The following is a 19,220-nucleotide window of genomic DNA, read 5'->3' on the forward strand; positions in this document are numbered from 1 at the left end:
ACTGGACGACTCATGCGCGTACGGGAAGCGGCAATTCGAGCAGCTCGGGCTGGAACACCAGCCGCTCCTGCCCCGCCAGCAAGAGGAAGTGGCGCCCGCTGCAGCGCGCCAGCAGCGACATGCCGACCTTTTCCGCCACCATGTGCCCCATCTGCGTGGTGCCCGAGCGCGACAGCAGGAAGGGGATGCCCATCTGCGCGCCCTTGATCACCATTTCCGAGGTCAGGCGGCCCGTGGTGTAGAACACCTTGTCGGCGCCCGTCATCCCTTCCAGCCACATCAGGCCGGCAATCGCATCGACCGCATTGTGGCGGCCCACGTCCTCGACGAAGTACAGCAGTTCGCCCGTATTCGAAAACAGCGCGCAGCCGTGCACCGAGCCGGCTTGCTTGTAGATCGATTGCTGGGTGCGGATGGTCTCGACGATGCGGTACACGACCGACTGCGGCAGGCGCGCATCCGGCGGCAGGGTGATCTGGTCGACTTCGTCCATCAGCCCGCCGAACACCGAGCCCTGGCCACAGCCGGTGGTGACCACCTTTTTCGCGGTGCGCTCTTCCACGCCCTGGATGCCGTTGCGCGTGACCACGGCCACCGCGTCGACAGCCCAATCGACCTGCACCGACACCACCTCCTCGATGCTGCGCACCAGGCGCTGGTTGCGCAGGTAGCCGAGCGTCAGCGCTTCCGGTGCGCCGCCGAGGGTCATCAGCGTGACCAGCTCGCGCTTGTCGACATACACCGTGAGCGGGCGTTCGGCCGGGATCGAGAGCGTGGAGCGGCGCCCGCGCTCGTCCAGCGCCTCGACGTCGTGCGTGAGGCGGGCCTGGGCATCGGACAGGATGGGACGGTAGCGTGGCAAGTCGGGACAGTTCATATTGTCGATTGTGCCACGCCGGCGAGAATCTGGCCGCCACCGTAGCTGCCCTGCGCCGCCACCTCCCCGCCCGGCACGACCTTCACCGCACAGTATTTGAATTCAGGGATCTTGCCATAGGGGTCGAGCGCCGCGTTCGTCAGGCGGTTGATCGCCGCTTCGTAATAGCAGAAGGGGACGAAGATGGCGCCCACCGGCGAGCTGTCGTCGGCGCGCGCATACAAGACCACTTCGCCACGGCGCGAGACGATCGTGATCGCGGCGCCCGGCTCCACGCCCAGGCGCTGCAAATCGAGCGGATGCACCAGCGCCACCGGATCGGGCTCGATCGCATCGAGCACGCCGGCGCGGCGCGTCATGCTGCCGGTGTGCCAGTGTTCGAGCTGGCGCCCAGTGATCAGGACCATCGGGTACGCGGCATCGGGCCGCTCGTCGGCGGGAATGATGTCGGCCGGGACGAAGCGCGCCTTGCCGCCCTCGCGCGGGAAGGAATCGGTGAAGACGACAGGCTGGCCCGGCCCCTCCTCCACCGGGCACGGATACACCACCGCCCCTTCGCGTTCGAGCCGCTCCCAGGTGATGCCGGCGATGCTGGGCATGGTCTTGCGCATCTCGTCGAACACTTGCGACACGTGGCCGTAGTCCCAGTCCAGCCCCAGCCGGTTCGCCATCTGCTGAATGATCCACAGGTCGGGCTTGGCTTCGCCCGGCGGGTCGATGGCCTGGCGGCCCAGCTGCACCAGGCGGTCGGTATTCGTGAAGCTGCCGGTCTTTTCCGGGAAGCTCGACGCCGGCAGGATCACGTCCGCGAGATAGGCCGTCTCGGTCAGGAAGATGTCCTGCACCACCAGGTGCTCGAGCGCGGCCAGCGCGGCGCGCGCGTGGTTGGCGTCGGGATCGGACATGGCCGGGTTCTCGCCCATGATGTACATGCCGCGGATCTGGCCGGCGTAGATGGCGTCCATGATCTCGACCACGGTCAGGCCCGGCTTCGGGTCGAGCGTGGCGTTCCAGGCCGCTTCGAATTTCGCGCGTGCGGCCGGGTTGTCGACGCGGCCGTAATCGGGCAGCATCATCGGGATCAGGCCGGCGTCGGAGGCGCCTTGCACGTTGTTCTGGCCGCGCAGCGGATGCAGGCCGGTGCCGGGGCGGCCGATCTGCCCGGTCATCAAACTCAGCGCGATCAGGCAGCGCGCGTTGTCCGTGCCGTGGATATGCTGGGAGATGCCCATGCCCCACAGGATCATCGAGCCCTTCGAAGTCGCATACAAACGGGCCACGTAGCGGATGGTCTCGGCGTCGATGCCGCAGATCGGCGCCATCGCCTCCGGGCTGTAGCCGGCCACGTTGGCTTCCAGTTCGGCATAGCCGACGGTGCGCGCGGCGATGAAGGCCGGGTCGACCAGGCGTTCCTCGACGATCGTGTGCATCAACGCATTCAGCAGGGCGACGTCGGTGTCGGGCTTGAACTGCAGGTAGCGGTGGGCGTGGCGCGCCAGGTCCGAGCGGCGCGGGTCGAGCACGATCAGCTTGGCCCCAAGCCTGGCCGCGTTCTTGATCCAGGTGGCGGCCACCGGATGGTTCACCGTGGGATTGGCGCCGATGACGACGATGACTTCGGCGCGCGTGACGTCCATCACCGGGTTCGATACCGCGCCCGAGCCTATCCCTTCCAGCAGCGCCGACACCGAGGACGCGTGGCACAGGCGCGTGCAGTGGTCGACGTTGTTGGTCTTGAAGCCGGTGCGCACCAGCTTCTGGAACAGGTAAGCCTCTTCGTTGCTGCCCTTGGCCGAACCGAAGCCGGCCAGCGCCGCGCCGCCGTGGGCATCGCGGATGGCCGCCAGCTTGCCGCCGGCCAGCGCCAGCGCTTCTTCCCAGCTCGCTTCACGGAAGACGTCGAGCACGCGTTCCGGGTCCATGACGAAGTCGCCGCTCTTCGGCATGCCCGCGCGCCGCACCAGCGGCCTGGTGAGCCGGTGCGGATGGTGGGCGTAATCGAAACCGTAGCGCCCCTTCACGCACAGGCGGCCGTGGTTCGCCGGCCCGTCGCGCCCTTCTACGTACAGGATGCGGTTCTCCTTCACGTGGTAAGTGAGCTGGCAGCCCACGCCGCAGTAGGGGCAGACCGAATCGACCTGCCGGTCGGGGATGTTCAGCGCCACGCCGCGCGCCGGCATCAGGGCGCCGGTCGGGCAGGCCTGCACGCATTCGCCGCAGGCCACGCAGGTGGAGTCGCCCAGCGGGTCGTCCTGGTCGAACACGATCTTCGCTTCCTGGCCGCGGAAGGCCAGGCCGATCACCTCGTTCACCTGCTCGTCGCGGCAGGCGCGCAGGCAGCGCGTGCACTGGATGCAGGCGTCGAGATTGACGGCGATGGCGGCGTGGGAGGCGTCGGGCTGCGGCTGCGTGCGTGTCGGCGCAAAGCGCGGTCTACCCACGCCGAGCTTCTGCGCCCACAGGTCGACCTCGTTCTTGCGTGTGTACTGCGCCTCGGCCATGTCCGACTGCAGCAGTTCGATCACCATCCTTTGCGCGGCCACGGCGCGCGGGCTGTCGGTCGTGACCTTCATGCCGGCCGTGGGCTGGCGGCAGCAGGAAGCCGCCAGCACCCGCTCGCCCGCGATCTCCACCATGCAGGAGCGGCAGTTGCCGACCGCCTCCAGGCCCGGCTTGTAGCACAGGTGCGGCAGGTCGATGCCTTCGCGCCGCGCCACCTCGATCAGGGTGTCGCCGGGCAGCGCTTCGACCGCGCGGCCGTCCAGTTCAAAGGCAATTCCTGGAATCGTCGCGTTCATGCCAGCCCCCGCAGGTTCTCCAGCTCGTGTGGAAAATACTTGATGACGCAGTCGACCGGATTCGGCGCCGCCTGCCCCAGTCCGCAGATCGAGGCGTCGCGCATCACCTGCGACAGTTCGCCGAGCAGCGCGACGTCCCACTGCGGCGCATCGATCAGCTTCAGCGCCTTGGCCGTGCCGGCGCGGCAGGGCGTGCACTGGCCGCAGGATTCGTCGGCAAAGAAGCGCATGGTATTGCGGGCCGCGGCCACCGCGCTGTCGTGCTGCGACAGCACCACCACCGCGGCCGACCCGATGAAGCAGCCATAGGGCTGCAGGGTGTCGAAGTCGAGCGGGATGTCGCCCATGGCGGCCGGCAGGATGCCGCCCGAGGCGCCGCCCGGCAGGTAGGCGTAGAAGTCGTGGCCATCGGCCATGCCGCCGCAGTACGCAAGAATCAGCTCGCGCACCGTGATGCCGGCCGGCGCGAGCTTGACGCCGGGTTCGCGCACGCGCCCGGATACCGAGAACGAACGCAGGCCGCGCCGGCCGTTGCGCCCGAAACCGGCGAACCATTCTGCGCCGCGTTCGAGGATCTCGCGCACCCAGTGCAGCGATTCGAAGTTGTGTTCCAGCGTGGGCCGTCCGAACAGGCCGATCTGCGCCACATAGGGCGGACGCAGGCGCGGCATGCCGCGCTTGCCCTCGATCGATTCGATCATGGCCGATTCCTCGCCGCAGATATAGGCGCCGGCGCCGCGCCGCAGGTGAATCGCGGGCATGCCCTGCACGGGCGGATCGCGCCGCAGCGCGGCCAGCTCCGCTTCGAGCAGCGCGCGGCAGGCGTGGTATTCGTCGCGCAGGTAGATGTAGATGGCGTCGATACCGACCGCCCAGGCCGCGATCAGGGCGCCTTCCAGGAAGCGGTGCGGGTCGCGCTCCAGGTAGACGCGGTCCTTGAAGGTGCCGGGTTCGCCTTCGTCGATGTTCACCGCCATCAGGCGCGGGCCGGGCTCGGCGCGCACGATGCGCCACTTGCGCCCGAGCGGAAAGCCGGCGCCGCCCAGGCCGCGCAGGCCGGAGGCCTCCAGTGTGCCGATCACGGATTCGGTCTCGTGCAGGCCGGCCACGCAGTCGCGCAGCAGGTGGTAGCCGCCGGCGGCGCGGTAAGCCGCGTAGTTCACGTGGGCATCGGCCGCATCCAGGGATGCGCCCGTAACCACCCGCGCCAGGATGGATTCGGCACTTGCCTGCGCCACGGCTCCCTGCCCCACCAGTGCCGCCGGCGCCTGCTCGCAGCGCCCGATGCAGGGCGCCGCCAGCACGCGCACCTCGGCGCCGAGGATAGCGGGCAGCCGCGCCAGCAGGCTTGAGGCGCCCGCCATTTCGCAGGACAGTCCGGCGCAGACGCGCACGGTCAGCGCCGGCGGCACCGCCTCGCCCTCGCGCACGACCTCGAAATGGTGATAGAAGGTGGCGACTTCGTAGACCTCGGCCTGGGCCAGGCGCATTTCCTGGGCCAGGGCGGCAAGGTGGCCGGCGGGAAGGCAGTTGAAGTGGTCTTGCAGCCTGTGCAGGTGCTCGATCAGGAGCTCAGGCCGGCGCGGCGCGTCGCCAAGCAGCGCCTGCACCTCGGCCAGCGCCTGCGGATCGACGCGGCGGCCCTTCGGCGCCTCGCGCTTGCGCTGGCGGCTCGCCCCCGCGATCGCGATCGGAATGACGGGATGGTTCATCGTTGTCTCCAGGACGGCGGCCTGGCCGATGGTCCGGCCGCCTTGTTGTGCTGCATTTTTGTTCAAGCATATGCCAGTTTCCTGGCCAACTCAATCCGGAAAGCGGCGCACTGGAGACGAACGTGTGTCCTAGCGCCGCCGCTTTTTCCAGTTGTAGTCCGGCCCGGTCACGTCCACGCCCGGGTGCCCCACCACGTCGGGATGCTCGGAGCACATGGTCACGAAGCGCACGCCCTCGCCGGCGCGCTGGCGCTTGCGCAGCTCTTCCATGAAGCCCATCGCCTTCACCATTTCCTCGGTGCCGAAGGCCTGCGCGTGCGGGGTCGTCTCGGTTTCTTCGACCATGGTCCAGTACACCATATACATCGGCTCGCTCCTTTTCGTATGCCCTGAGCATACAGAAAACCCCGCCGAACCGGCAAGGATGACACATTCTTGACTTCTAGTAGATCACAATATTGCACCAATTAGATGCAGATCAAGGTTATTTAACAGAGGAAAGAGAAAACAATGTAAAAGTAGGACTAGTCCGAAATGTCTCCATTATGTTCGCCGCTTAACATAACTGCATCTCCGAGGCCGCTAGGCTTAAGCCTGTCTTCACTAAAGCAGGTAAAACCTCATGAACAGCATCAAGCATATCCAGCCAGATACCGCACCCGAGCTGGCGCTTTGGGGCGGACTCGAATGCACCGTCAACCGCGTGCGTGATACGTACTTCAGCCAGATGGACCGCAACGGCCACGCCAGCCGCCTGCAGGACATCGAACGCTTCGCTTCCCTCGGCATCAAGGCCATCCGCTATCCCGTCCTGTGGGAGCGCACCGCCCCCAACGGCATCGAGAACGCCGACTGGTCCTGGTCCGACGCGCGCCTGCCGGCCCTGCAGCGGCTCGGCGTGACGCCGATCGTCGGCCTGGTCCACCACGGCAGCGGTCCGGAGCATACGAGCCTGGTCGACCCAGCCTTCCCCGAAAAGCTCGCCGAGTACGCTGGCGCGGTAGCGGCACGCTACCCCTGGGCCGAGTACTACACCCCGGTCAACGAAATCCTGACCACGGCGCGCTTCTCGGGTCTGGCAGGCGTCTGGTACCCGCACGGGAAAAGCCACGGCATTTTCGTGCAGGCCCTGCTGATCGAAACGAAAGCCACCGTCCTGTCGATGCGCGCCATCCGCGCCGTCAACCCCGATGCGAAACTGGTCCAGACCGACGATCTGTCGAAGACCTATGGCACGCCCGAGATGCAGTGGCTGGCAGACTTCTTCAACGAGCGGCGCTGGCTGGCCTGGGACCTGCTGTGCGGGATGGTCAATCCCGAGCACAAGATGTGGAACTACCTGATCGAATCGGGCGCCACGCCGGACGACCTGCTCTGGTTCCGCGACAACCCCTGCCCGCCCGACATCATCGGCGTCAACTACTACGCCACCAGCGAGCGCTGGCTCGACCACCGCACCGAGCGCTATCCGAAGGACCGCTGCCACGAGTACGACGGCTTCCCGCATGCCGACATCGAGACACCGCGCGTGCTGGCCACGCCGACTCCGGGCATCGGCCCGCTGCTGCAGGAAACCTGGGAACGCTACGGCCTGCCGATCGCCATCACCGAGGCCCACATCGACGCCAACCGCGAAGACCAGATGCGCTGGCTGCTCGAGATCTGGAACGCGGCGAAAAAGGTGCGCGCCGGCGGCGCCGACGTGCGCGCCGTCACGGTATGGGCCCTGCTCGGCTCCTACGACTGGAACTGCCTGGTAACCGAATGCCGCGGCTACTACGAGCCCGGCCCGTTCGACGTGCGCGGGCCGGAGCCGCGCCCGACCGCCGTCGCCACCCTGATGCGCGAGTTGTCGTCCGGCCGCCCGCTGACCAACCCGGTGCTGCAGGGCCAGGGCTGGTGGCGCCGCCCGGGACGCTTCCTGTGCAAACCTGTCGCCACCCGCACCGCCGTGGCCGACATCGCGGTGCGCGATCCCTTCAAGTCGCAGCAGGTGCAGCCGATCCTGATCGTCGGCGCCACCGGCACCCTCGGCTCGGCCTATGCCCGCATCTGCGAAAAGCGCAACCTGGCCCACCACGTGCTGACGCGCCAGGAAATGGACATCACCGACCCGGCCTCGGTGGAAGCGGCGATCGGGCGCTTCAAGCCCTGGGCCATCATCAATGCCGGCGGTTACGTGCGCGTCGACGATGCCGAAGCCGAGAGCGAAGCCTGCATGGCCGCGAACGCGCACGGACCGACGGTGCTGGCCCTGGCCTGCATCCGCCACGCGATCCGCTTCATGACCTTCTCCAGCGACCTGGTGTTCGACGGCAGCAAGGACACGCCCTACGTCGAGTCCGACCCGGTGGCCCCGCTCGGCGTGTACGGGCGCAGCAAGGCCGAGTCCGAGCGGCGCGTGCTGGAAGCGGACCCGCAGGCGCTGGTGATCCGCACCAGCTCCTTCTTCGGCCCCTGGGACCGCCACAACTTCGTCACCCAGGCCATCAAGGCGCTGCGCAGCGGCCAAACCTTCGAGGCCTCGAACGACCTGGTGGTGTCGCCGACCTATGTGCCCGACCTGGTCAACGCCAGCCTCGACCTGCTGATCGACCGCGAGCGCGGCGTCTGGCACCTGAGCAACGGCGAAGCCATCACCTGGGCCGACCTGGCGCGCAAGGCCTGCGAGGCTGCCGGCGTCGACGCCAGCCGCCTGGTGGAAAAGCCGGCGGCGGAATGCGGCTACAAGGCGGTGCGCCCGGGCTACTCGGCCCTGGGCAGCGAACGCGGCCTGATGCTGCCGTCGCTCGACGACGCCCTGGCGCGCTACATGAAGGCGCTCGAGGAGCACGCCAGCGACGACGGCGAACTGGTGGGCGAGGCAGCACACTACGCACGCTGATCGATTGATGGTGTGTGGCCGCCGCCCGGCGCAGGACGCGCCGGCGGCGGCCGTTTTTTTTTTGCAGCGGCCGCTGCCTGCACGCGATGAGGCCGATGCGGTAACATGCTGCCTGCGCCGGCCCGCCCGGCATCTCCCTGCGACTCCTACAGGTTCAGCCTTGAAAATCTTCGTCATCAGTCTGCCGTCCAGCCGCGAGCGGCGCGCCCTTGTCGCGCACAAGCTCGGTTCGCGCAAGCTCCCCTTCGAGTTCATCGACGCCGTCGACGGCCGCGTCGACAAGCACCCTTACCTGAACAACTACGACGAAGCGAGCTTCCTCGTGCACCGCCGCCGCCGCGCCGCGCCGGGCGAACTCGGTTGCTACGTGAGCCACTTGCTGGCCTGGGAAAAGAGCGTGGAACTGAACGAGCCGATCGTGGTGCTGGAAGACGACTTCCAGCTGACGCCGGACTTCGAGGCAGGACTGGACTACGTGAGCCGCTTTGCCGACCAGGTGTCGTTCGTGCGCCTGGAGCCGCTGGAAAAGCACACGGTGATGACCTCGGATAAAAGCGCCGGCTTCAGCCTGGTCAAGCAGCTCGACGTCGGCATGTGCATGACCGGGTATGTGATCACGCCGCAGGGTGCGAAGAAGCTGCTGGCGCATGCGCGCACGATCCGGGCGCCGATCGACCTGTTCCTGAAATACACCTTCGACCATGGCGAACTGATTCACGCCGTGGTGCCGCATGGCGTGTATCCGACGCACGAGGATTCGGTGATCGGGATCGACGTGCGCAACCAGCGCGAGAAGGGGTTCGTGCTGGGCTTGAAGCGGTTTGCTTATAAAACGTTCTACCGCTTTGCGAATCTGTTCACCAATCTGGCGAACGGGTTGCGCAGGTTCTGATATTCAGCCACACAGGTGCTGTCTGCGCTGGTGGGCGACACCTCGCTGTAGCGGACTACGGCGTGGCACGTAACCGCGTGGGCACGGAGTGCCCACCCTACGGTCGCTACGGCCAGCGGCTGCGACAACGTAGGGTGGACACCTGTGTCCACGCGGTGATACGCGGCAGACGATTCATCCGGCACGCGATCGGAGCCGATAACAAGCAGCCGATCAGCCGTTCGACGCCGCCGCGAACTGCAGGCGGTACAGGTTCGCATACATCCCGTTCGCCGCCAGCAGCTCGTCGTGCGTCCCCTGCTCGACGATCCGCCCCGCCTCCATCACCACGATCCGGTCGGCCCGCTCGATGGTCGACAGGCGGTGCGCGATCACGAGCGTGGTGCGCCCCGCCATCAGCGTGTCGAGCGCGGCCTGCACCGCGCGTTCGGATTCGTTGTCGAGCGCCGACGTCGCTTCGTCGAGGATCAGCACCGGCGCGTCCTTGTAGATCGCGCGCGCGATCGCCACGCGCTGGCGCTGGCCGCCCGACAGGCGCATGCCGTTCTCACCGATGCGCGCTTCCACCCCTTCCGGCAGCCTGGCCACCACGTCGGTCAGGTGCGCCGCCTTCACGGCCGCGGCCAGGCGCTCGTAGTCGATGCGCTCGGCGCCGTAGGCGATGTTCGCCGCCAGCGTGTCGTCGAACAGCACCACGTTCTGGCTCACCATCGCCAATTGGTTGCGCAGGCTGGCCATGCGCAGTTCCTCGTAAGGCACGCCGTCGAGCAGGATGCGGCCGGCCTGCGGGTCGTAGAAGCGCGTCACCAGGTTCACGAAGGTCGACTTGCCGCCGCCCGACACGCCGACCAGGGCCACGGTCTGGCCCGGCGCCACGTCCAGCGTCACGCCGCTCAATGCCGCCGATTGCGCGCCCGGATAGGTAAAGCTCACGTCCTGGAACTGCAGGTGGCCCTGGGCGCGTTCGAGGGTGCGCGTGCCCGGGTCGTGCTCGACCGGGGCGTCGATGATCGAGAACACGGTCTCGGCCGCGGCGATCCCGCGCTGCATCGGGCCGTTCACTTCGGCCAGCGACTTCAGTGGCGTGAGCAGCATCAGCATCATGGTGGTGAAGTTGGTGAACTCGCCGACCGTCATGTCCGACTGGATCGCCATCACGATCACCACCGACACCGCCACCGCGGTGGCCACCTGCGTGATCGGGGTGGTGGCGGCAAAGGCCACCGTCATGCGCTGCGAGAAGCCGCGCATGGCTTCGCTGCGCTGCTCGAAGCGGCGCCGCTCGTACTCTTCGCCGGCGAACACGCGGATCACCTGGTGGCCGCGCGTGGCTTCTTCCACCACCTGCGTCATCTCGGCGGTCACGCGCTGGTTGTCGCGGTTCAGGCTGCGCAGGCGGCCGGTGGTGGTGCGCACGATGACGGCGGTGAGCGGCACCACGACCATGGCGATCAGGGTCAGGCGCCAGTTCAGGTACAGCAAGGCGCCGAGCAGGCCAAGCACCACCAGCACGTCGCGCACGTAGGCCACGAACACCGAGTTGATCATGTCGACCACCTGGCGCACGTCGCCGATCACGGTGTTGATGATCTTGCCGGTCGACTCCTCATGGAAGCGCGCCACCGGCAGGCGCAGCACGCGCGAGAAGGCCATGCGGCGCAGGTCGTTCAGCACGCGGCTCAGCACCCAGTTGTTCAGGTAGGCGGTGGAAAAGGTGAACACGCCGCGCAGCGCGAAGATCGAAATCAGGATGCCGGGCACCAGCCACAGGCTGAATGCCACCTTGTGCGGGCCGAAGCCCTTGTCGAGCAGGAGTTCGAGCGCCTTGGCCAGCAGCGGCTGGGTGGCGGCGGTGCCGGCCATCGCCAGCAGCGCGAGAAAGGCGCGCGAGCGGTAGGGTTTGACGATCGCCAGCAGGCGTTTGACGATGGTGCTAGTTTCCAAATTCTTCTTTCTGGTTCAGGCTCAGGCCCATGAGGATGAAAATCATCAGCGCGTAAAAGATGCAGGCCTTGCCGGACCAGAACATCATCTCGGTCAGGCCGAAAGCGAAGTAGCCGAGCGCCACCAGCATGCCGGCCAGGGCCGGCGCATTCGGCGGCGCGCCGCGCAGGGCGGCCAGCTTCGCCTGGCGCGCAAAGAAGGCGAACGGCGCGGCCAGGATGCCGACCAGGGCCAGCAAACCGAACACGCCGCCGCCCGCCAGCGCCTGCAAGACGTCATTATGCAGGTGCTGGGGCGCCAGCGCCACGTCGGACAGGGTGCCGTCCTTTACCCAGCGCGCCATCTGCTCGTGCGCGAGCGCCGGGTCCTGGCCCACCCACGGATGCTGGGCGATCAGCATGCCGGCGCCCTTCCAGAGTTCGAGGCGGACGCCGACGTTGGTGAACTTGTATTCGCCGCTTTCCCAGCGGCGCACGTCGTCGATCCCCTGCTGCACGCGCAGCTGCACCTCGGTGGCCGGCACGAAGTAGAGCACGGCGGCCAGCGCCACGCCGGCGCCGATCAGGAGGCGCACGTTGCGGTTGCTGCCCAGGTGGGCCAGGCGCATGCACAGCAGGGCCGCCAGCACCAGCGCGATCCAGCCGCCGCGGGTGCCGGTCATCACCAGCGCCAGGATGCCGGCCAGGCCGCCCAGCAGCGGCCACAGGACGCGCTTGCCTTCGCGCCGGAAGTCGATGGTGGCCGCCAGCGCCACCATGCCCATGGTCAGGGCGATGTCGCCGAAGGTGATCGCATTGATCATGCCGCCCGGGCGCTCCATCGCCAGCACGATGCGCTGCCAGCCGACGAAGCACATGGCGCCAACGGCGCCAGCAATGACGCCCCACCACAGCGCCCGGCGCGGCGGGCGCGCCAGCAGCACCATGGCCAGCGCGCTGGCGGCGCACAGCATGCGCAGCGGCTTTTCCAGGGAACTGAGCGGCTGCTCGGGCCGCAGCAGGAAGTACAGCAGCACCAGCGCGAAGTTGAACGAAAACGCCAGCACCACCCATCGAATTTCGGACCAGTGGCGGCGCAATGCGGCGCCGGCCGCGCGCGGCATGAACAAGGCACTCAGGAGAAGCAGGAAACTGGCCAGGCCGATGCCTGGGTCGGTGGTGAGGCAGAGCGCAGGCACCATGAAGACAAGGGCGCCTGTCCATAGCCGCGACGGGGCCATCGTTTTCATCAACTTATTGTCCATCAGCTCAGAGGTAGGATATTCTTGCCGGCCCGGCAGGACCGGGCGACAAAAATTTTCAAATCATTATCGCTGATGACGGCGCGGCTGCCAACACGTACCCAGCCGTACGCCCCGGGCCGGATCGGCGCAGAAAGAGATCGATGAACACCGCACCCAGGCTTTCCATCCTCGTCCCCGCCTACAACGCAGAGCAGCACCTGGAGGCGACGCTGCGCTCGGTCCTCGATCAGATGGGACCCGAACATGCGCTGATCGTCATCGACGACGGCTCGCGCGACGCCACGCCGCAGGTGGTCGAAAGCCTGCAGCAGGGCTACCCGGCCCTGGCGATCCGCCTGATCCGCCAGGCGAATGCCGGCCTGGCCACCACCCGCAACCGCCTGCTCGACGCCGCCACCGGCGAATACATCCTCTTCCTCGACGCCGACGACCTGGTCCTGCCCGGCACCATCGCCGCGCTGGACGGCATCATCGCCCGGCACCGCCCGGACGTGATCGCAGTCGACTTCAACGACTGGCACCCGCACAACATGCGGCGCACGCGCCTGATCGAGCGCGGCTACCCGGCCGGCGCCCTGGTGACCGACCGCGAAGCCATCCTGCGCACCTTCTTCATGGACCGCCAGTGCTATGCCTGGGCCAACGTGATGCGGCGCGAAATCTACGCGCGCCAGCCCGATCCCCTGTATCCGCCCGGCCGCACCTTCGAGGACATCACCACCACGCCGCAGCTGATCGCCGACTGCGCCAGCCTGGTGCGCCTGGCCCAGCCCTGCTTCGACTACCGCCAGCATCCGGGCAGCATGAAGCGCGGCCTGTCACACAAGTGGTGCACCGACTTCGCCAAGGCGGTGCTGCACATCCGCCAGCACTTCGAGACCCTGCCGGTGAGCGAGGCGCTGCGCCTGCACATCGACGCGGCGACCATCCACTTCTATAACGTGATCCTGAAGCGCACCTACGAGATGGGCTGGAGCGAAGGCAAGGCGGCGCGTCTTGATGTGCAGGCGCTGCTGGCGCAGAACCTGTTCAATCCGCTGGAGACGGTGCTGGCGGCGATGGAAGGCACGGTGCTCGACAGCCACGACCGCCGCGCCGACCGCCGCGCCGCTTCGCAGGTGCGCAAGCTGCTGGCGGGGAACCTGGGCTTTGTGCTGGGTAAATTCCTGGCGCGCAAGATCAAGGTCTTGCAGCGCAAGGCGGTGGCGTAGTTCCGGACGAGGCGTAGAGCAAAGGGTGGACGAATAGCCGCGGCGCCAACCGGCACCGCGCCACAATCAATACTCGACCGCCACGTCCTTCGCCCCCAGGTTCAGCTCGAGCGCATGCTTGAGCGCATCCGACGGCGCCACGCGCCATTCGTCGCCCAGCTGCAGGATGCACTCCACGCCCTGCGGCTTGACGCGCAGGCTGACCGGCAGCCCATCCGGGTGGCGATACGGCGACAGCACCTCGGCCATCTTCGCCGTGCTGATGCCGCACTCGATGTCCATTTCCAGCTTGTGGCCGTAGTGGATGCGCGCGGCGGCGATGTCGAACACCTTTTCGGCCGTGATGCGCAGGCCGCCGTTGAAGCGGTCTTCCGACACCTTGCCGACCACCAGCAGGAATTCGTCTTCCTTGAAGGCGTTGCGGTTCTGCTCGAACACCTCGTTGTAGACGGTGACCTCGACCACGCCGGTCTTGTCGTCCAGCGCCACGATCAGGATCTTGCCGCGCTGGGTCATCTGGGTGCGCACGCCGGTAATCACGCCGCACATCATGCGCGGCTCGCGCGACGGTTCCAGGTCTTTCAGTTTCGTCTTGGCGAAGCGCCGCACTTCCTGCGAATACGAGTCGAACATGTGGCCCGACAGGTAGTAGCCGAGCGCGATCTTCTCCTCGGCCAGCTTCTGGCGGTCGGTCCAGGGCGTGGCTTTCACATAGTCGGGCGGGGCCACCAGGTCGGAATCGTCGCCGCCGAACAGGCTCACCTGGTTAGCCGCCGCCGCCGCCTGGCCCGCCGCTTCCATTGCGAATGCGACCGAGGCAAGCAGGATCGCGCGGTCGACGCCGAATGCGTCCATGGCGCCGGCGCGGATCAGCGACTCGATGGTGCGGCGGTTGATCTGCTTGCGGTCGACGCGCTTGCAGAAGTCGAACAGGTCCTTGAACTTGCCGCCCTCCTGGCGCGCGGCGATGATCGCCTCGATCGCGCCCTGCCCCGCACCCTTCACGCCGCCCAGGCCGTAGCGGATGTTCGAGACCTGCTTGCCGGTGACGGACTTCGGCGCGCCTTCCGGCGTGAAGCGGAACTGCGACTCGTTCACGTCGGGCGGCAGGATGGTTAGTTTGCAGACATCGATCGCATCCTCGACCAGGATCTTGATCTTGTCGGTGTCTTCCATCGCCAGCGACATGTTGGCTGCCATGAAGGCGGCCGTGTGGTGCACCTTCAGGTAGGCCGTGTGGTAGGACAGCAGCGCATAGGCGGCGGCGTGCGACTTGTTGAAGCCGTAGCCCGCGAACTTTTCCATCAAGTCGAAGATCTCGTCGGCCTTTTCGGTCGACAGGCCGTCTTTCGCGGCGCCGGCGCGGAAAATCTCGCGATGCTCGGCCATCTCTTCGGCCTTCTTCTTGCCCATCGCGCGGCGCAGCATGTCGGCGCCGCCCAGCGAGTAGCCGCCGACGATCTGCGCCATCTGCATGACCTGCTCCTGGTAGACCATGATGCCGTAGGTTTCGGACAAAATGGATTCGGTGCGCGGATCGGGATAGTCGAACTTCTCGCCGTGCTTGCGCTTGCAGAAGTCGGGAATCAGGTCCATCGGACCCGGGCGGTACAAGGCGACCAGCGCAATGATGTCCTCGAAGCGGTCGGGACGCGCATCCTTCAGCATGCCCTGCATGCCGCGCGACTCCAGCTGGAAGATGGCGACGGTTTTCGCGTCGCTCAGCAGCTTGTACGAGGGCCGGTCGGTCAGCGGCAGCGTCTCCAGGTTGAAGTCGGCATCCACCGGGTCGAGCGCGCGGATGTAGTTCACCGCGCGATCCAGGATGGTCAGCGTGGTCAGGCCCAAAAAGTCGAACTTGACCAGGCCGACGGCCTCGACGTCGTCCTTGTCGTACTGGGAGACGACGCCGGCGTCGCCGCCCTGGGTGTACAGCGGGCAGAAGTCGGTGAGCTTGCCCGGCGCGATCAGCACGCCGCCGGCGTGCATGCCGATGCCGCGCGTGATGCCTTCGACCTGCTGCGCGAGATCCAGCAACTGCTTGACCTCCTCTTCATTCTCCAGGCGCTCCTTCAGCAACGGTTCTTCCTCGATGGCCTCGGCAATCGACACCGGCTTGCCTGGCTTGAACGGAATCAGCTTCGAGATGCCGTCGCAGAAGTTGTAGCCGAAATCGAGCACGCGGCCGACGTCGCGGATCGCGCCTTTTGCCGCCATGGTGCCGAAGGTGGCGATCTGCGACACCGCGTCGCGGCCGTACAGGTCCTTTACGTGCTGGATGACCAGCTCGCGCTTTTCCTGGCAAAAGTCGATGTCGAAGTCGGGCATCGAAACGCGTTCCGGGTTCAGGAAACGCTCGAACAGCAGGTTGTACTTCAGCGGGTCCAGATCCGTGATCTTCAGCGCGTACGCCACCAGCGAGCCCGCACCCGAGCCGCGGCCCGGGCCGATCGGCACGCCGTTGTTCTTGCCCCACTGGATGAACTCCGCCACGATCAGGAAGTAGCCCGGGAACTTCATCTTGATGATGGTCTGGTTCTCGAACTCGAGGCGCGCCTCGTAGCGCGGGCGTTCGGCCTCGCGCTTGGCCGGATCGGGGAACAGCTGGATCAGGCGCTCTTCCAACCCCTTCTTGGTTTCGGCGACCAAAAAGTCGTCGATGGTCATGCCTTCCGGCGTCGGGAAGTCCGGCAGCTGCGGTTTGCCGAGCGTGAGCGTGACGTTGCAGCGCTTGGCGATTTCGACCGAGTTGGCCAGGGCGCCCGGCAAGTCCTTGAACAGCTCCGCCATCTCGGCCTGGGACTTGAAGCACATCTCCTCGTTGAAGCGGCGCACGCGCTTGGCGTTGGCCAGCATCTCGCCCTCGGCGATACAGGTACGCGCTTCGTGGGCGATGAATTCGTCCTTGCTGATGAACTGCACCGGATGCGTGGCCACCACCGGCAGGCCGAGGCGCGACGCCAGCGCCACCGAATGGCGCACGCCCTGCTCCTGGTTCGGCTGGCCGGCGCGCTGGATCTCGATGTAGAAGTGGCCGGGGAAGATGCGCGCCCAGCGCTCGGCCGCCTTTTCGGCACGGGCGATGTCGCCGTTGTCGATGGCCTGGCCGACGTCGCCGAAACCGGCGCCCGAGAGCACGATCAGGGCGTTGGCCTGGTTCACCTCGGGCTCAAGCGTGGAAACGCTTGTGGCCAGTGCTTCCAGCCACTCGACACGGAGTTCGGCGCGGCCCTTGTACTGGTTGGTGAGCCAGGCCTTCGACAGCAGGTCGCACAGCTGCAGGTAGCCGCTGCGGTTCTTTGCCAGGATCAGCAGGCGGTGCGGCTTGTCGCGGTTGTCGTCGTTGGTGATCCAGGCGTCGACTCCGACGATCGGCTTGATCCCCTTGCCGCGCGCCGCCTTGTAGAAGCGCACCATGCAGAACATGTTGGCCAGGTCGGTGACGGCCAGCGCCGGCTGCTGGTCCTTGGCGGCTGCGCCAACCAGGTCGTCGATGCGCACCAGGCCGTCGGCGATCGAGTATTCGGAGTGGACGCGGAGATGGGTGAAAGTCGGGGAAGTCATCCCGTCATTTTACCTCGGCAGGCGGCCGGCCGGTGGGGTCCGGGCCGGTTTTGGCGGCGCCGTCCGGGCCTGTGCCCCGCAGCGCGAAGTTGCGATTTCACAACAATACGCGACGCGGACAGGCATGAAAAAACCCGGCCGTGGCCGGGTTCTTCCCAAGGCTGGAAGCGATCAGCCGCGCTTGCGGCGGCCCGCCAGGCCCAGGCCGGCCAGCGCCAGGCCGAACAGCGACAGTGTTGCCGGCTCCGGCACTTCGCTCACGCGCAGGTTGTCGATGCTGACTTTCACGCCTTTTTCGAGGAAGGCGGTGCGGATGCCGATTTCCGAGACCGACGAGATCTTGCTGGCGCCGGTGGCGACGCGGTCGGCGCCGGTCAGCGAGGTCATTTCGTAGGCGGTCGGGTTCATCCAGGCGGCGAAGCTGTTGTAGAACTCGGAGCCGTCGGTCTTCGACAGGTAGCCCAGCAGGTGGTAGCTCTGGCCGGCAACCAGGTCGCTGCCCAGCAGGTAAGACGTGTTGCTGCCGAGGGTGCGCACGTACAGGTCGTCGGTGCAGACGCCGGTGTCGCAGTTCGATTTCAGGCCGAAGCTCGGACCGTTCGCGTCGCCCAGCCACAGGCCCATGAAGTTGTTGTTGCCCAGCTTGCCGGTGTACGAGAAGCTGAAGTCGACGATGATGCCGCCGGTTTGCGTCTCGGCCAGCTTCCAGTACGCAGCGCGGTCGTGGTTGGTGCCGAAGGTCAGCGACTTGTTGCCGGCGGTAGTCGTGAGGGTCGGCTTGTTCTTGCTGCTGGTGATGTCGGTGGCCCAGCCTGCGTTGAAGCCGGTATTGGCGCCGTCAAAGTTGTCGTGTGCAACGACGATGCCGGCGTTGGCGCTGGCGCTGAAGGCGAAGAGGAGCGAAGCGGCGATAGGAGCGAAACGTTTCATATGTACTGACAGGAAAGTAAAAGACCTTTCTCGTTAGCAAATTTCATACCAGCAAATAATTATTCTTTTAAAACAATTAATTAGAAGAAATTACTCGTTCACCGTTGGCAGATGTGTAAGAAAATTCGACAAAGATGCCACACCCGGCCTCCACCGGGGCGCCTGCATTGAAGAGCCCCGATCCGCCTGCTCTATAATACCGGCCTGTCTTTTGCCCACTATCGCCATGTCGCCCGCTACCCCCCACATCAATATCGCCGCCTATAAATTCGTCACCCTCGAGAATCTGGACGAACTGCGCGGCCAATACCAGTCGCTGTGTACCGAACTCGGCCTGAAAGGCACCGTGCTGCTTACGCCCGAGGGCATCAACATGTTCGTGTCCGGCCCGCGCGAGCAGATCGACAGCTACCTCGCCTGGGTGCGCAGCGATGCGCGCCTGGCCGACCTGGAGTGGAAGGAAAGTGTCTCCAGCGAGCAATCGCACAAGCGCATGCTGGTGAAGATCAAGAAGGAAATCATCACGATGCGCATGCCGCTCATCAAGCCCGAACTGGGCCGTGCGCCGGCGGTCGATGCGCCGACCCTCAAGCGCTGGCTCGACCAGGGCCACGACGACGCCGGCAAGCCGGTCGTGATGGTCGATACCCGCAACGACTTCGAGGTCGACGTCGGCACCTTCGACCATACCGTCGACTACCGCATCAAGAAGTTCACCGAGTTCCCGGACGTGATTGCCGCGCACAAGGACGACTTCGCGGGCAAGACCGTGGTCACTTTCTGCACCGGCGGCATCCGCTGCGAAAAGGCAGCGATCCACATGCAGAACATCGGCTACGACAACGTCTACCAGCTCGAGGGCGGCATCCTGAAGTATTTCGAGGAAGTCGGCGGCGCCCATTACACCGGCGACTGCTTCGTGTTCGACTACCGTACCGCCCTGAACCCGCGGCTCGAGCCTACCGAGACGGTCCAGTGCTTCGCCTGCCGCGCCGTGGTCACGCCGCGCCAGCAGCTGGCGCCCGAGTACGTCTATGGGGTGTCCTGTCCGCATTGCGCCGGCAAGGTCGCTGCCTGACGCCACCCCACAGCCGGGGTGTCGGAATACGATTATTGCAATGATATAATTATCAGGTGTCCCAGCAAACACAGGTCCTGCCGATGC

12 protein-coding genes are annotated in these 19,220 nt (G+C 66.3%); 4 read left to right on the forward strand and 8 right to left on the reverse strand.

From position 1 onward, the window contains the following. Positions 1-10: 10 nt before the first annotated feature. The 4 genes from LK540_RS10190 to LK540_RS10205 form a co-directional block, all read right to left on the reverse strand. Positions 11-877, reverse strand: a complete 867-nt coding sequence (locus LK540_RS10190) for a formate dehydrogenase accessory sulfurtransferase FdhD (RefSeq protein ID WP_229437189.1) — start codon at positions 875-877, stop codon at positions 11-13. After that, positions 874-3,675 (reverse strand): formate dehydrogenase subunit alpha, encoded by a 2,802-nt coding sequence (gene fdhF / locus LK540_RS10195; protein WP_229437190.1) that lies wholly within the window; start codon positions 3,673-3,675, stop codon positions 874-876. The genes LK540_RS10190 and fdhF overlap by 4 nt, the downstream gene beginning before the upstream one ends. Further along, positions 3,672-5,387, reverse strand: coding sequence for an NADH-ubiquinone oxidoreductase-F iron-sulfur binding region domain-containing protein (locus LK540_RS10200; protein WP_229437191.1), 1,716 nt, complete (start codon positions 5,385-5,387; stop codon positions 3,672-3,674). Before LK540_RS10200 ends, fdhF begins: the two co-directional genes overlap by 4 nt. A 129-nt stretch (positions 5,388-5,516) precedes the next feature. Then, positions 5,517-5,753 carry a hypothetical protein gene (locus LK540_RS10205; RefSeq protein ID WP_229437192.1) on the reverse strand — a complete coding sequence of 79 codons (237 nt, stop codon included), beginning with the start codon at positions 5,751-5,753 and terminating at the stop codon, positions 5,517-5,519. A gap of 256 nt (positions 5,754-6,009) precedes the next feature. On the opposite strand from LK540_RS10205, the gene LK540_RS10210 reads away from it, so the two are divergent. After that, complete coding sequence (locus tag LK540_RS10210; RefSeq protein ID WP_229437193.1) at positions 6,010-8,271, forward strand: family 1 glycosylhydrolase; 2,262 nt, start codon at positions 6,010-6,012, stop codon at positions 8,269-8,271. Between the two features lie 160 nt (positions 8,272-8,431). Continuing rightward, positions 8,432-9,163 carry a glycosyltransferase family 25 protein gene (locus LK540_RS10215; RefSeq protein WP_229437194.1) on the forward strand — a complete coding sequence of 244 codons (732 nt, stop codon included), beginning with the start codon at positions 8,432-8,434 and terminating at the stop codon, positions 9,161-9,163. Between the two features lie 213 nt (positions 9,164-9,376). On the opposite strand, the gene msbA is transcribed toward LK540_RS10215, so the two are convergent. Together msbA and LK540_RS10225 are read right to left on the reverse strand one after the other, a co-directional pair. Further along, positions 9,377-11,107, reverse strand: coding sequence for a lipid A export permease/ATP-binding protein MsbA (msbA, locus tag LK540_RS10220; RefSeq protein ID WP_229437195.1), 1,731 nt, complete (start codon positions 11,105-11,107; stop codon positions 9,377-9,379). Continuing rightward, on the reverse strand, positions 11,097-12,335 hold the full coding sequence (locus LK540_RS10225; protein ID WP_229437196.1) for an O-antigen ligase: 1,239 nt from the start codon (positions 12,333-12,335) through the stop codon (positions 11,097-11,099). The genes msbA and LK540_RS10225 overlap by 11 nt, the downstream gene beginning before the upstream one ends. 155 nt (positions 12,336-12,490) lie before the next feature. On the opposite strand from LK540_RS10225, the gene LK540_RS10230 reads away from it, so the two are divergent. Then, positions 12,491-13,561 (forward strand): glycosyltransferase family A protein, encoded by a 1,071-nt coding sequence (locus LK540_RS10230; protein WP_229437197.1) that lies wholly within the window; start codon positions 12,491-12,493, stop codon positions 13,559-13,561. A gap of 66 nt (positions 13,562-13,627) precedes the next feature. Here the strand turns inward: LK540_RS10230 and dnaE are convergent, their stop codons facing one another. Further along, the gene (dnaE, locus tag LK540_RS10235; RefSeq protein ID WP_229437198.1) at positions 13,628-17,125 is read right to left on the reverse strand and encodes a DNA polymerase III subunit alpha; all 3,498 of its coding nucleotides are present in this window, start codon (positions 17,123-17,125) and stop codon (positions 13,628-13,630) included. A gap of 171 nt (positions 17,126-17,296) precedes the next feature. Next, positions 17,297-18,055 (reverse strand): PEP-CTERM sorting domain-containing protein, encoded by a 759-nt coding sequence (locus LK540_RS10240; RefSeq protein ID WP_229437199.1) that lies wholly within the window; start codon positions 18,053-18,055, stop codon positions 17,297-17,299. Positions 18,056-18,281: 226 nt separating this feature from the next. Here LK540_RS10240 and LK540_RS10245 point away from each other — a divergent pair, with 226 nt between their 5' ends. Continuing rightward, a complete protein-coding gene (locus LK540_RS10245) occupies positions 18,282-19,133 on the forward strand; it encodes a sulfurtransferase (RefSeq protein WP_229437200.1) in 852 nt (283 codons plus the stop codon). Positions 19,134-19,220 lie beyond the last annotated feature (87 nt).

Origin of the sequence: Massilia sp. IC2-278, assembly GCF_020708045.1 — a bacterium.
Classification (GTDB): Bacteria; Pseudomonadota; Gammaproteobacteria; order Burkholderiales; family Burkholderiaceae_D; genus Telluria.